We start from the raw sequence: 13069 nt of genomic DNA on the forward strand, positions 1-13069 counted from the left end.
TTGTATGGGTGGGAAGTTTACGCGGGGTCACACTTTGTAAATTCTTCCCACCGGAGTCAGCGGTGTTTTCTACACTCCAGGTAATATTCACTGGAGGCATGACATTATGGCGAACACCATCACGGCAGATGAGATTCGGGAACAATTTTCGCAGGCAATGTCAGCAATGTACCAGCAGGAAGTCCCGCAGTATGGCACGTTGCTGGAACTTGTCGCTGATGTGAATCTGGCGGTACTGGAAAATAATCCGACGCTGCATGAAAAACTGGCGAATGCGGATGAACTGGCCCGGCTAAACGTTGAGCGTCATGGCGCCATTCGAGTGGGTACCGCGCAGGAGCTTTCTACGCTGCGCCGGATGTTTGCCGTTATGGGCATGTATCCGGTGAGTTATTACGATCTCTCCCAGGCGGGCGTCCCCGTACATTCTACAGCCTTTCGTCCCATAGACGATGCCTCGCTATCGCGCAACCCGTTTCGGGTATTCACCTCGTTATTACGGCTCGAACTAATCGAAAACGCCGCGCTGCGGCAAAAGGCCGCTGAGATCCTCGCGAAACGCGATATTTTCACTCGCCGTTGCCACGAACTACTGGATGAATTTGATGCGCAGGGCAGTTTTACATCTGAACAGGCGCAAGAATTTGTGCATGAAGCGCTGGAAACATTCCGCTGGCATCAGCACGCCACGGTCGATGAAGAGACCTATCACGCATTACATAACGAACACCGGCTGATTGCTGATGTAGTGTGCTTCCCCGGTTGTCATATCAACCATCTGACACCGCGAACGCTGGATATTGACCGGGTGCAGTCGATGATGCCGGAATGCGGCATTGAGCCCAAAATACTGATTGAAGGGCCGCCGCGCCGCGAGGTGCCGATTTTATTACGTCAGACCAGTTTCAAAGCGCTGGAAGAGCCGGTGTTGTTTGCCGGTGAAATGCGTGGCACTCACACGGCACGTTTTGGTGAAATCGAACAGCGCGGCGTGGCCCTGACGCCGAAAGGCAGAGCGTTGTACGACGAATTGCTGAATAAAGCGGGAACGGGGAAAGACAATCTGACGCACCAGCTACACCTTCAGGAAGTATTCAAGGCCTTTCCGGACAGCGAATTCCTGCTGCGCCAGCAGGGGCTAGCCTGGTTCCGCTATCGTCTGACGCCATCGGGTGAAGCGCATCGGCAGGCGATTCGCCCGGATGACGATCCACAGCCGCTTATTGAACGGGGCTGGCTGGTTGCGCAACCCATCACCTACGAAGATTTTTTACCGGTGAGCGCCGCAGGAATTTTCCAGTCCAATTTGGGTAATGAAACACAGGCTCGCAGCCACGGAAATTCCAGCCGCGACGCGTTTGAACAGGCGCTGGGTTGCGCGGTTTATGATGAGTTTGCGCTGTATCAGGAGGCTCAAGAGCGAAGTAAACGTCGGTGTGGTTTACTTTAATGGAATTTACATGGGATTCGGTCTGTTCCCATCGACATAAAATATTTTCGATTTTGTACAGATAATCGGCGACCAACAATTGGATTATTAATGAATTTTGTCTAGAGTGAGCGGTCAGAAATGTGCACTCTCTTGCCGCTGATTTTGACCGGCGCGGGACCATTTACACGACCAGAAGGACTCACTTTCAGGCATGAATCGCAGACGATTTATTAAAGGTTCAATGGCAATGGCCGCCGTGTGCGGAACCAGTGGTATTGCATCACTCTTTTCCCGCGCCGCCTTTGCGGCAGAGTCTGACATTGCAGACGGAAAAACCGTACGTTTTGATTTTTCCGTTCTGCAATCGATGGCCCATGACTTAGCACAGAAGCCCTGGGGCGGCGCACCGCGCGCGTTACCGGAAACGCTGGCGAAACTGACGCCGCAGGCCTACAACAGCATTCAATATGACGCAGAGCAGTCTCTGTGGAACAATGTTGAAAATCGTCAGCTTGATGCGCAGTTCTTCCACGTGGGAATGGGCTTCCGTCGCCGTGTACGCATGTTCTCGGTTGATGGTAGTACGCATATGGCGCGTGAAATTCACTTCCGTCCGGAACTGTTTAAATACAACGACGCGGGTGTGGATACCAAACAATTGGAAGGGCAGACTGACCTCGGATTCGCTGGATTCCGCGTGTTTAAAGCGCCAGAACTGGCCCGCCGCGATGTCGTTTCTTTCCTGGGCGCCAGCTATTTCCGCGCCGTGGATGATACCTATCAGTACGGTTTATCGGCCCGTGGTCTGGCGGTAGATACCTACACCGACAGCAAAGAAGAGTTTCCTGATTTCACCTCTTTCTGGTTTGAAACGGTTAAACCGGGCGCAACCTCTTTTACCGTGTATGCGCTTCTCGACAGCCCAAGCGTAACCGGCGCATTCAAGTTCGTGATCCACTGCGAGAAAACGCAGGTGATTATGGATGTACAAAACCACATCTATGCGCGCAAAGACATCAAGCAGCTTGGCATTGCGCCGATGACCAGCATGTTCAGCTGCGGCAACAATGAGCGTCGGATGTGCGACACTATTCACCCGCAAATCCATGACTCCGATCGTCTGGCGATGTGGCGGGGCAATGGCGAGTGGATCTGCCGTCCGCTGAATAACCCGCAAAAGCTGCAGTTCAACGCCTATACCGATAACAACCCGAAAGGGTTTGGCTTACTGCAACTCGATCGCGACTTCTCCCATTATCAGGACATCATGGGCTGGTATAACAAGCGTCCAAGCCTGTGGGTCGAACCGCGCAACCAGTGGGGCAAGGGGACCATCGGTCTGATGGAGATCCCGACGACCGGCGAAACGCTGGATAACGTTGTCTGCTTCTGGCAGCCGGACAAGAAGATCAAAGCTGGCGATGAGCTGGAATTCAAATATCGCCTGTACTGGAGCGCTCAGCCGCCGGTGCGTTCACCGCTGGCTCGCGTGATGGCGACCCGGACAGGCATGGGCGGTTTCCCGGAAGGATGGGCACCGGGCGAGCATTACCCAGAAAAATGGGCGCGTCGTTTTGCCGTTGACTTCGTTGGTGGCGATCTAAAAGCGGCTGCGCCGAAAGGCATTGAACCGGTGATTACGCTCTCCAGCGGTGAAGCGAAACAGATTGAGATCCTCTACGTGGAGCCTATCGACGGTTATCGCATTCAGTTTGACTGGTATCCGACCTCTGACTCAACCGATCCGGTAGATATGCGTATGTTCCTGCGTTGTCAGGGTGACGCCATCAGCGAAACCTGGCTGTATCAGTACTTCCCGCCAGCGCCGGATAAACGTCAGTACGTTGACGACCGCGAGATGCGTTAATCATGCCCTTTACGGCTCTCCTGATGGGGAGCCGTATCTGCAATCATCCTCATAACGACTCTGTACACTATTTACTCGATCCTGTTCGCATTTTTCTGTATGGCAAATGGGTACTCTGTGGGTGTGTATTTCTTATACACGTTCTTGTCCACTAACAGGGAGAAAGTATGTTTCCAGAATACAGAGACCTTATTTCCCGACTGAAATCCGAGAACCCTCGCTTTCTGTCCTTATTCGAAAAACACAACAGCCTTGATCATGAGATCTCCAGACTGGAAGGTTCGGATGGTCGGGGGTATAGTTTGGACATTGTTCGTCTTAAGAAACAGAAACTCCACCTGAAGGAAGATCTGCTCAAAATATTGCAAAAAGAGAGTGTCAGTGAGAGCTAAGTAGAACGGCGCTTGCTGTGTAAAAGGGCTTCCTGCGAGAAACGGAAGCCCTTCCTGTTTTTAGGTGTTAATCGACCATCACGCGTTTGTTCGTCGCCCCCCAGAGGATCGACATTTCAGTGAACAACGCGCCGCTAATTTCTTCGACTTCTTCTGCACTAACCTGCGCATTTCCCTGTTTACCGAACAGCACCACTTCATCACCGGATGCAACCTGCGGCAAATCGGTTACATCGACGATCACGGTATTCATGGATGTTTTACCCAGTACCGGAACCCGCTGGCCGCGGATCAGCACGTGTCCCGCGTTACTGAACACACGGCGATAACCATCGGCATAACCTGTCGGGATATTGGCCAGAACGGAATCACGTTTAAGGGTATAGGTTCTGTCATATCCGACGGTGTTTCCTTTGGGGTAATGGTTTACCGACGCGATGGCAGATTTAAACGTCATGACGCGTTTGTATTCGGTGCTGGCGATGGTATCGCCATAGAAAATACCGCCAACACGCACCATGTCGAGCCAGGATTCTGGAACGGTCAGGGTAGCGAACGTATTCGCGACATGCAGGGTGACATCTTCACGCTTAAGCCCGGTAATTTTCAGTACCTGGGCTGATTGCGTATTGAAACGGGCCAGATCGCGTTTTACCACTGCCGCATCTTCTTCCGGGAAATGCGACATGATGCCGACAATTTTCAGGCCAGGTAATGCGGAAATAGCGCGTGCTTCTTCCAGACCTGCAGCGGTACTGACTTCCAGACCGTTACGCGACATACCGCCAGAGTTCAGCGCCAGATGGATACGAATAGTTTTACCTTTCTCCTGAGCGATTGCACTTAGACGCTTAGCCATATCCAGATTACCGATAAGCTCTTCGGTATCGAAATCCGCCGCCTGGCGCATCTCTTTTTCCGTCGCGTTACGCACGCGCATGAGCTGCGATGTATAGCCTGACTGGCGAACGGTACTAATCTCCTCGTTGCTGGCGATGCCAATACATTGCACGCCGTTTTGCATCATCACTGGCGTTACCAGTGAGAGATCGTGGCCATACGCGTCGCCTTTAAGAATGGCGCACATCCGGGTTTTATCTCCCAGCAGTTGCTGAACTTTATGAATGTTATATTCCAGCGCGCTACGGGAAATTTCCAGCGTGGTATTATCCACGACCTGTTGCTTATTGACGGCAAAGGGAACGGGGCCCGCTTGCGTGGTGGAAACAGGTTGGTGACAGGCGGTAATCAGTAAAAGCGGAATAAGTGCTAAACGACCCAAAGGTGCTGCCATGCTTGCTCCTTAGCAATAGAATGAAAGTGTTATTGTCATCATTACGGTCTATCCATGAGGGGATACCCGGATCACCAGAGTAACGGGTTCCACGCCAGAGATTCTTTCTAAGTGATTGCTGTTACAGCATAAAAATAAGACATCCCCGGCGCTAAACAGAGTAATATCGGCTACTGCCAGTCAGAAATGCCCCGTTTACGATCGCAAAGGAAATAAACATGTCAGAAATAATTATCGTTAGTGACGCGCTGGAACTGCGGGCGGTAGAAGAACAACACGTCACCCCTCTGCATCAGTTGGTGCTTAAAAATAAAACCTGGCTCCAACAGTCACTGAACTGGCCGCAGTTTGTCGAATCTGAGGACGACACGCGTAAGAACGTGCAGGGGAATATGATGTTGCACCAGCGCGGCTACGCCAAAATGTTCCTTATTTTCGAACAAGGGGAGGTGGCTGGCGTTATCTCGTTTAACCAGATAGAGCCGCTGAACAAAGCCGCTTATATTGGTTATTGGCTGGATGAAGAGCACCAGGGCAAAGGCATTCTGTCTCAGGCGCTACAGGCAATGATTCATCATTATGCGCAGCGCCAGGAGATTCGCCGCTTCGTGATTAAATGTCGTGTAGATAACGTTGAGAGCAACCAGGTTGCACTGCGCAATGGTTTCCGACTGGAAGGATGTATGCAACAGGCGGAGTTCCTTAATGACGATTACCATGACGTGAATCTCTACGCCCGCATCATTGATGGCTCTTCAGAATAAACCGGCGATAGGGGTGCGCGTGATACGTTGTTCGCCGTTGATCACTTTTGGCCCGCGCAGATGGATTGCATCGCCATCAAAGGCTTCAACTTGGGCCTGATCGGTTATCTCAATATGATGCTCGATCAGCACTTCACCCAGAATACAGGCATAGCCTTCAATCAGGATGTGACCGTCAAGCTGGAGCGGTCCGCCACGTAATTGCGCATGCCCCCCAACCAACACGTGGTGTTTCAGCACGCAGTTACCTTCAACCACCGCGTGTTCCGCCACCTGCGAGCTGTAGCGCAGGGTAGGAATGGCGTCTTCATCCGTTCCGGCGATGACGCGTGCATGCCCATAGACTTTGGCGCAATCGCAGATCCAGACATTATTCTCTTCGTTGCCTTCTATCCGTGCAAAATCAAAAACTTCAGCCCGATGTTCTATAAAGGCATAATTGATCATCGCATCGCCATAGATTTGCGCCTGATGCACCACGCGTGAATTGCTGACTGCCGCCCGCTCGTAAATTTGCAGGAGCTGGTCGCTTTCACGGGTTAACCCTCTGGCCGCAATGATTTCAGAGTCACACACAATGCGTGCATCACCGCAGATGAGGCACTCACCGCGAACAACAGAATCCTGAATGGTGACGTTGTCACGTATTTGCGCGTTATGGCTGATTTCTGCTCGGTCAATCCAGACGGCATCACCAATCTGCGCTCCATCTCTGACCACGCTTGCCTGTGTAATACGGGCGTCTCCGGTTATCGTCGCGCCGCAAAACGCGAGCGCATTCTCATCGTATATCCAGCAATTACCGCTTTGCGACAGAACGCTTTCATCATCAATCCAGCCACCGAGCGTACCGGATCTAACATCATTAAAATCAATGAGTGCGATGATTTGGCGTAGTAATACACTTTTTTTATTGCCATTATCCAGGTAACTAAAGGAGCGAGATTCATCGCTTAGACGGTATTTGGTCATAGCTCATTTCCATGTTGCGCACCTTATTTAAACGTAGCAAAGTTTTCTGTACTGGCTAAACCGGCAGATATTCCATAAAATGCATTTCAAATATACTTTAAAAAATAAACAAAATGAGTAAGAACAAACAGAGTGAACGGGTCCTCAATCTTCCGGCCGGTTATTTTGGCATGGTACTGGGTACAATTGGGATGGGATTTGCGTGGCGTTACGCCAGCCAGGTGTGGCCGGTGAGCCACTGGATTGGTGATGGCTTAGTCATCCTTGCAATGGTCATCTGGGGATTGCTGACGCTGGCCTTTCTGAGCCGTTTACTGCGTTTTCCGCATAGCGTACTGGCGGAAATTCGTCATCCGGTGATGAGTAGCTTTGTCAGTCTGTTTCCGGCCACCACGATGCTGGTCGCGATTGGATTTGTTCCGTGGTATCGACCGCTGGCGATTGGGTTATTCAGTATTGGCGTGGTCATACAGCTGGCATACGCAGCCTGGCAAACGGCAGGGCTGTGGCGTGGGGAGCATCCGGAAGAGGCCACCACGCCGGGTCTGTATCTGCCAACCGTTGCCAATAACTTTATCAGCGCCATGGCCTGTGGTGCACTTGGGTTCAACGATGCCGGATTGGTGTTTTTGGGCGCCGGGGTATTTTCATGGCTCAGCCTGGAGCCAGTGATTCTGCAGCGTTTACGAAGCTGCGGCGAGCTGCCGACGGTTTTACGGACTTCACTTGGTATTCAGTTGGCACCCGCGCTGGTCGCCTGTAGCGCCTGGCTTAGCGTCAACGGTGGCGAGGGGGATACGTTAGCCAAAATGTTGTTCGGCTATGGTCTGCTGCAACTTCTGTTCATGCTACGCCTTATGCCGTGGTATTTGTCACAGCCATTTAATGCGTCATTCTGGAGCTTCTCGTTTGGCGTGTCTGCGTTGGCGACAACGGGATTGCATCTTGGACACGGCAGTGAATCAGGATTTTTTCATACGCTGTCTATCCCACTGTTTATTTTTACCAATTTTATCATTGCATTATTACTGATACGTACGTTTGCATTGCTGATGCAGGGGAAACTGCTCATCCGCACGGAGCGTGCTGCATTACTGAAATCTGAGGATAAATAATGACCCTTTGCGACGAAAACTACTTTACTGAAAAATATGATTTAACCCGTACGCATTCCGATGTCGTTGAAGCGGCAAAAGTGGTTGCACCAGGTAAAACGTTAGATCTGGGCTGCGGTAACGGCCGAAACAGCCTGTACCTGGCGGCAAACGGCTATGACGTTACCGCATGGGATAAAAACCCCATGAGCATCGCTAACCTTGAGCGCATCAAAGCGGCTGAGGGGCTGACCAACCTGAACGCGAAGGTCGCTGACCTTAATGCGTTACGTTTTGAGGGTGAATACGATTTTATTCTATCTACCGTTGTGCTGATGTTCCTTGAAGCCAAAACAATCCCTGGCCTTATTGAGAATATGCAACGTTGTACTAAACCGGGTGGATACAACTTAATCGTCGCGGCGATGGATACCGAAGATTTTCCGTGCACCGTTGGTTTTCCGTTCGCGTTTAAAACCGGAGAATTACGCAACTATTACAGTGGGTGGGATCTGCTGAAATATAACGAAGACGTAGGTGAACTTCATCGTACAGATGAAAACGGTAATCGAATTAAACTGCGCTTTGCCACCATGCTGGCACGCAAAACTTCCTGAGCCTCCCGTTTGGGTTAACTCTTTCTGCGTTCAGCATTTTTTGTGCTGAGCGCAGAGATAAAATTGTGCGGTGCTTACCATTTTTAGTACATCCAAAATGAAACTGTTTTGCTATCCTTTTTAGGCATCATTGCGAAAACTAAAGGGATCGTTTCATGCGTACTCAAACTTTATTTAAAGTTGCAGTGCTTACTGGCTTGTTGGCATTATCCGGCTGTGCGTCAAAAGTGACCGAGCCGGATAAATATTCTGGGTTTTTAAAAAATTACTCTGATCTGAAGGAAACAAAATCAGCATCGGGACAAACAGTACTCCGTTGGGTTGATCCGAGCTACAACGAATCCAAATATGACAACATCGTGTATAACCCGGTAACGTATTATCCGGTTCCTAAACCTACTACACAGGTAGGGCAGCAGGTTCTTGATCAATTACTGACCTATACCAATACGAAGTTGAAAACGGCGATCGGTCAGCGTAAACCTCTGGTTACAACCCCAGGGCCACGTAGCCTGATTTTCCGCGGAGCGATTACCGGTGTTGCGACCAGCAAAGAAGGACTGCAGTTCTATGAAGTGGTCCCGGTTGCACTGCTGGTTGCGGGAACGCAAATGGCGACGGGTCACCGTACCATGGATACCAACCTCTATTTCGAGGGTGAGTTGATTGATGCAGCGACCAATAAACCGGTGATTAAAGTTGTACGTAAGGGTGAAGGTAAAGACCTGAACAACGAAAGTACGCCGATGGCGTTCGAAACGTTGAAGAAAGTTGTTGATGACATGGCAACCGATGCTTCCATGTTTGATGTGAACCAAAAACCACAATAAAAATGATGAACGCACCATCTCAGGATGGTGCGTTATTTTATGCCACGCGACGACGATAGAATAGTTTACCCATCAGCGCTTCCGGTCGGGCAAACATCACCAGGTTACCCAGTAAAATCAACACGAGTCCAGCAATCGCGTTAACTTGCCAGATGTATCCTTCATACAATGTTGACAGCGTCAGCGCCACCAGCGGGAACAGCAGCGTGCTGTATGCCGCCTTACTGGGACCAATGCGACCTACCAGCGTGAAATAAGCGCCAAAGGCAATCACTGAGCCGAAAATAGCAAGATATAACAGCGCGCTAAGATAGCTGAATGTCCACTGTGGCGTGAAGTTGTCGCCGCGCACCAGAGCAATGGCCGCGATCAGCAATGTGCCGTACAGCATGGCCCAACTGTTGGTGGTCAGTACTTCCAACCCTTTTTTCTGGTGACGCAGACTGATCATATTACCCAGTGAGAAGCCGAAGGTTCCCAGAGCGCTCAAACCGATGCCCAGCAGCAGTGAATGATTAAACCCGCTGTTGAGCAAATCCTGCCAGAACAGAGTCACGATGCCCGTCAGTCCCAGACCCGCTGCAATATAGAAGCGCAGCGGTGGTTTTTGACCAAAAAAGATGAAGCTATTGACTGCATTGAACAGGACGGCCATTGAGAAAATCACCGACTCCAGGCCGGTATTAATCCACGCCGCAGCCGTATAAAAACACCAGAAGTTAAAGCAAAAAACGCATCCGCCCTGTAACAGACAAAACAGATGATCGCGACCAGACAGTTTGCGTAATTTACCGCTTAGCAACAGGATCACTATCATCACCGAGCTGGCAACGGCGAAGCGCCAAAAGATAGAAACCGGTGCAGAAACCGGACCTTGCTGCAAATAAATCGCAATCCATGTCGTTCCCCAAATAACCACCACCAGGCAGTACAACAGTGCGTTCATACGACTCTCTCTTTATGCTTTCAGACTTACACTGTGTCACGACGGAATGCAGGAGACTTTCATCGGCTTGCGGTGGACTTGCAAAATCTTGCGCTTTTTTTAGCGTAATAGTGAAAAGGCAGCTGTTAACGATATGTAGCTGATATAGACTGAAAGCCTGCTAACTTATTTTGAATGTGATGGTATGTCTCAGCCCTACGGTGCCTTTGAAAACTTGCGCAAACATAATGCCGTGCTGCATGAATCGGTTGCGTTACATTCAGGGATCCAACTGGCGGCCTGGTCGAACAAACGCGATACCATCACCCAGTATTGCGATCATCATACGCTCAGTTTATACATCGCAGATGGTTACGAGAGTTACCACAAGACGGCGGGAGGCTGGAAGAATGGCGGGGGACCAGACCGTTTTTGCCTGATGCCGAAGGAGAGTGAGTCCAGTTGGGATATTCGTGACGATCTTTCCTTTGTTCATCTCTATTGTACAGACGCCCATTTGCGCGAAGTGGGTGAAAAAGTTTGGGACAAAAGCCCCTATAGTTTCACGCTGGACGAGCATACGTTTGGCAGTGACCCGGGGATCACGGCGGTTTACCGTCAGTTTTTGCTTGGTAACGACTGGCAGCAACCGGCCAATCACCTCACGCTTAGCGCGGCATCTTCACTACTGTTAACGCATCTGATCCAGCATTACAGCAATGTGCAATGGCGACTTCCCGTTGTCACCGGAGGGCTTGCGCCTGCCACATTGCGCAACGTGCTGGCCTATATTGAGGCACATCTGGCGTATCCCATAACGTTGAGCGATCTGGCAGGTGAAGCAGCGCTAAGTGAATTCCATTTTGCCAGAATGTTTCGCCAGTCGATGAATATGGCGCCTCATCAGTACGTCATGCAACGCCGTATGGCGCTGGCGCAGCAACTGGTCTGTTGTTCATCACGCAGCCTGTCGGATATTGCAATGGCCTGTGGGTTCAGTTCGGCGAGCCATTTCAGTAACCGGTTTAAACAAGTGACGGGTAAAACGCCAACGCAGCTACGCGCGGCGAAATAACGTCAACACTGAGTAGCAGATACCGCCGACGACCAGCCCCCAGAATGCAGACCCAACACCAAATACCGTCAGACCACTGGCCGTAACCAGAAAAGTCACGATGGCCGCATCGCGTTCTGCTTCATTATGTAAGGCTTGATATAAACTACCGCTAATCGTGCCAAGCAATGCCAGACCAGCAAGCATCTGGATCCAGCTTACGGGCAGGGCTGCCATCAGTCCTGTGACCGAACCGCCAAACACCCCAGCCAGAATGTAAAAGACACCCGCTGCCGCTGCGGCGAGCCAGCGTCGATTTGCATCTGGATGGGCTTCGGGGCTTTGGCAAATTGCGGCGGTTATGGCGGCGATGCAGATGGAATAGACGCCAAACGGCGAAAATAGCAGTGCCAGCAGACCCGTAAAAACAATCAAGGGTGAAACGGGTAACGAATATCCCGATGCTTTCATGGTCGCAATACCGGGGGCATTTTGCGAAGCCATAGTGACCAGAAACAGCGGTAGCGCAATACTGATACTGTGGGCTAATGAAAAGTGCGGGGCAATAAACGCTGGCAATACCGGTGACAGATTAACACTATCGGTGACAATGTCACCTTTAACCAGGGCGATGGCTATACCTACCAACATTGCGGCGATTACGGCATACCGTGGGGCAATCACTTTTAGTACTAACCACGCCAGCAGCATGCTGCCGCACAAGATAAGCTCACTGTTCAGGCTATTGAACGCCTGCAAACCAAAACGCAGCAAGATCCCGGCCAGCATGGCCGATGCCAGCGAGTGGGGAATAATTTTCATCAGGCGGGCAAACAGCCCGGTTATACCGCACAGCACAATCAATGCATTAGCTACGATAAAAACACCGATAGCATCCTGAATCGATACCCCGTGCAGGCCCGTCACCAGCAGCGCGGCACCGGGCGTTGACCATGCGGTGAGTACAGGGGCGCGATACCACAATGTCAGCGCCAGCGTACTGACCCCCATTGCTAGCCCCAGTGCGGTCATCCAGCCTGCGATTTGTCCGGTCGTCGCACCTGCGGCGAGCGCCGCTTGCCAGATAATGGCCGCTGAACTGGCGTAGCCGACCAGGACAGCCACAAAACCCGACAAAACTGTAGGCAAGGGGATGGAAAATGTGCGCATAGCAACTCCGCGTGCGTTATAACGGTCAGTTACTGTAACACTGTGCGTTATAGCGTACAAGTGCTAAGCTGTAGCCCCGAGAAAGGAGAGCGACGAAGGAGAAAAATGGACAACTTAACCCACTATCTGGCCACAACGCTCAAGACGCTACGTCACCAGCGTGAATGGAGCCTTTCGCGTCTGGCGGAGGAAACTGGCGTCTCAAAAGCGATGCTGGGGCAGATTGAGCGCAACGAATCCAGTCCAACGGTGGCGACATTGTGGAAAATTGCCACTGGACTGAACGTCCCGTTTTCAACGTTTATTTCACCACCAGAGTCAGAAGGCACGCTAACATTCGATCCCCAGCAGCAGGCGATGGTCGTCACGCCGTTGTTCCCGTGGGATCCGCAATTGTGCTTCGATCATTTTTCGATACTGCTGGCACCCGGCGCGCTCAGTGAATCTACTCCGCATGAAACCGGCGTAATTGAGCACGTGGTGGTGATTAGTGGTCTGCTGGATATGTGTATTGAGGGGCAGTGGCGCACCCTTAAATCCGGTGAAGGTGTCCGTTTCGCCGGAGATACGGCACATAGCTACCGTAACAGTAGCGAGCAAACGGTTCATTTTCACTCGCTGATCCATTACCCACGCGGTTAATCGGGAAAACTATTTC

General features: G+C 51.2%; 13 protein-coding genes. 9 read left to right on the plus strand and 4 right to left on the minus strand.

The window, feature by feature from the left end; genetic code table 11:
- Nucleotides 1–106: 106 nt before the first annotated feature.
- The 3 genes from hglS to OGY17_RS11285 all read left to right on the plus strand — a co-directional run bounded on the left by hglS (nt 107) and on the right by OGY17_RS11285 (nt 3691).
- Nucleotides 107–1450, plus strand: a complete 1344-nt coding sequence (gene hglS / locus OGY17_RS11275) for a 2-oxoadipate dioxygenase/decarboxylase HglS (RefSeq protein ID WP_003020282.1) — start codon at nt 107–109, stop codon at nt 1448–1450.
- A gap of 193 nt (nt 1451–1643) precedes the next feature.
- Entirely contained in the window at nt 1644–3299 is a 1656-nt protein-coding gene (locus tag OGY17_RS11280; RefSeq protein ID WP_103015377.1) for a glucan biosynthesis protein D, read from the plus strand.
- Between the two features lie 167 nt (nt 3300–3466).
- The gene (locus tag OGY17_RS11285) at nt 3467–3691 is read left to right on the plus strand and encodes an HP1242/YdcH family protein (RefSeq protein ID WP_003833168.1); all 225 of its coding nucleotides are present in this window, start codon (nt 3467–3469) and stop codon (nt 3689–3691) included.
- A gap of 67 nt (nt 3692–3758) precedes the next feature.
- Here OGY17_RS11285 and alr read toward each other — a convergent pair whose 3' ends face one another.
- Nucleotides 3759–4985 (minus strand): alanine racemase, encoded by a 1227-nt coding sequence (gene alr, locus OGY17_RS11290; RefSeq protein ID WP_003833167.1) that lies wholly within the window; start codon nt 4983–4985, stop codon nt 3759–3761.
- A 218-nt stretch (nt 4986–5203) separates the two neighbouring features.
- Here alr and rimL point away from each other — a divergent pair, with 218 nt between their 5' ends.
- Complete coding sequence (gene rimL / locus OGY17_RS11295) at nt 5204–5749, plus strand: 50S ribosomal protein L7/L12-serine acetyltransferase (RefSeq protein ID WP_286607241.1); 546 nt, start codon at nt 5204–5206, stop codon at nt 5747–5749.
- Here rimL and ydcK read toward each other — a convergent pair.
- On the minus strand, nt 5741–6721 hold the full coding sequence (gene ydcK / locus OGY17_RS11300) for a YdcK family protein (RefSeq protein ID WP_032943537.1): 981 nt from the start codon (nt 6719–6721) through the stop codon (nt 5741–5743). The genes rimL and ydcK overlap by 9 nt on opposite strands.
- A gap of 113 nt (nt 6722–6834) precedes the next feature.
- Here ydcK and tehA point away from each other — a divergent pair, with 113 nt between their 5' ends.
- From tehA to OGY17_RS11315, 3 genes are all read left to right on the plus strand, one after another.
- Nucleotides 6835–7836 carry a dicarboxylate transporter/tellurite-resistance protein TehA gene (gene tehA / locus OGY17_RS11305; protein WP_008784854.1) on the plus strand — a complete coding sequence of 334 codons (1002 nt, stop codon included), beginning with the start codon at nt 6835–6837 and terminating at the stop codon, nt 7834–7836.
- The gene (tehB, locus tag OGY17_RS11310) at nt 7836–8432 is read left to right on the plus strand and encodes a tellurite resistance methyltransferase TehB (RefSeq protein WP_071446324.1); all 597 of its coding nucleotides are present in this window, start codon (nt 7836–7838) and stop codon (nt 8430–8432) included. The genes tehA and tehB overlap by 1 nt, the downstream gene beginning before the upstream one ends.
- Nucleotides 8433–8587: 155 nt before the next feature.
- Complete coding sequence (locus OGY17_RS11315) at nt 8588–9262, plus strand: DUF3313 domain-containing protein (RefSeq protein ID WP_008784852.1); 675 nt, start codon at nt 8588–8590, stop codon at nt 9260–9262.
- A 37-nt stretch (nt 9263–9299) separates the two neighbouring features.
- On the opposite strand, the gene OGY17_RS11320 is transcribed toward OGY17_RS11315, so the two are convergent.
- A complete protein-coding gene (locus tag OGY17_RS11320; RefSeq protein WP_008784851.1) occupies nt 9300–10208 on the minus strand; it encodes a DMT family transporter in 909 nt (302 codons plus the stop codon).
- 184 nt (nt 10209–10392) lie between these two features.
- Here OGY17_RS11320 and OGY17_RS11325 point away from each other — a divergent pair, with 184 nt between their 5' ends.
- Nucleotides 10393–11262, plus strand: coding sequence for an AraC family transcriptional regulator (locus tag OGY17_RS11325; RefSeq protein ID WP_048214144.1), 870 nt, complete (start codon nt 10393–10395; stop codon nt 11260–11262).
- Here OGY17_RS11325 and OGY17_RS11330 read toward each other — a convergent pair.
- Nucleotides 11245–12411, minus strand: a complete 1167-nt coding sequence (locus OGY17_RS11330) for a benzoate/H(+) symporter BenE family transporter (RefSeq protein WP_128316889.1) — start codon at nt 12409–12411, stop codon at nt 11245–11247. The genes OGY17_RS11325 and OGY17_RS11330 overlap by 18 nt on opposite strands.
- Before the next feature lie 105 nt (nt 12412–12516).
- Between OGY17_RS11330 and OGY17_RS11335 the strand changes: the two genes are divergently transcribed.
- Nucleotides 12517–13053: a helix-turn-helix domain-containing protein gene (locus OGY17_RS11335; protein ID WP_032943531.1), complete on the plus strand. Its 537-nt coding sequence runs from the start codon at nt 12517–12519 to the stop codon at nt 13051–13053.
- Nucleotides 13054–13069 lie beyond the last annotated feature (16 nt).

The sequence above is a fragment of the Citrobacter sp. Cpo126 genome (genome assembly GCF_030332445.1).
Lineage (GTDB): Bacteria > Pseudomonadota > Gammaproteobacteria > Enterobacterales > Enterobacteriaceae > Citrobacter > Citrobacter portucalensis.

Coding starts and splice junctions, on each gene's coding strand:
- hglS (WP_003020282.1), top strand. CDS start 107: ATGGCGAACACCATCACGGCAGATGAGATTCGGGAACAATTTTCGCAG.
- OGY17_RS11280 (WP_103015377.1), top strand. CDS start 1,644: ATGAATCGCAGACGATTTATTAAAGGTTCAATGGCAATGGCCGCCGTG.
- OGY17_RS11285 (WP_003833168.1), top strand. CDS start 3,467: ATGTTTCCAGAATACAGAGACCTTATTTCCCGACTGAAATCCGAGAAC.
- alr (WP_003833167.1), bottom strand. CDS start 4,985: ATGGCAGCACCTTTGGGTCGTTTAGCACTTATTCCGCTTTTACTGATT.
- rimL (WP_286607241.1), top strand. CDS start 5,204: ATGTCAGAAATAATTATCGTTAGTGACGCGCTGGAACTGCGGGCGGTA.
- ydcK (WP_032943537.1), bottom strand. CDS start 6,721: ATGACCAAATACCGTCTAAGCGATGAATCTCGCTCCTTTAGTTACCTG.
- tehA (WP_008784854.1), top strand. CDS start 6,835: ATGAGTAAGAACAAACAGAGTGAACGGGTCCTCAATCTTCCGGCCGGT.
- tehB (WP_071446324.1), top strand. CDS start 7,836: ATGACCCTTTGCGACGAAAACTACTTTACTGAAAAATATGATTTAACC.
- OGY17_RS11315 (WP_008784852.1), top strand. CDS start 8,588: ATGCGTACTCAAACTTTATTTAAAGTTGCAGTGCTTACTGGCTTGTTG.
- OGY17_RS11320 (WP_008784851.1), bottom strand. CDS start 10,208: ATGAACGCACTGTTGTACTGCCTGGTGGTGGTTATTTGGGGAACGACA.
- OGY17_RS11325 (WP_048214144.1), top strand. CDS start 10,393: ATGTCTCAGCCCTACGGTGCCTTTGAAAACTTGCGCAAACATAATGCC.
- OGY17_RS11330 (WP_128316889.1), bottom strand. CDS start 12,411: ATGCGCACATTTTCCATCCCCTTGCCTACAGTTTTGTCGGGTTTTGTG.
- OGY17_RS11335 (WP_032943531.1), top strand. CDS start 12,517: ATGGACAACTTAACCCACTATCTGGCCACAACGCTCAAGACGCTACGT.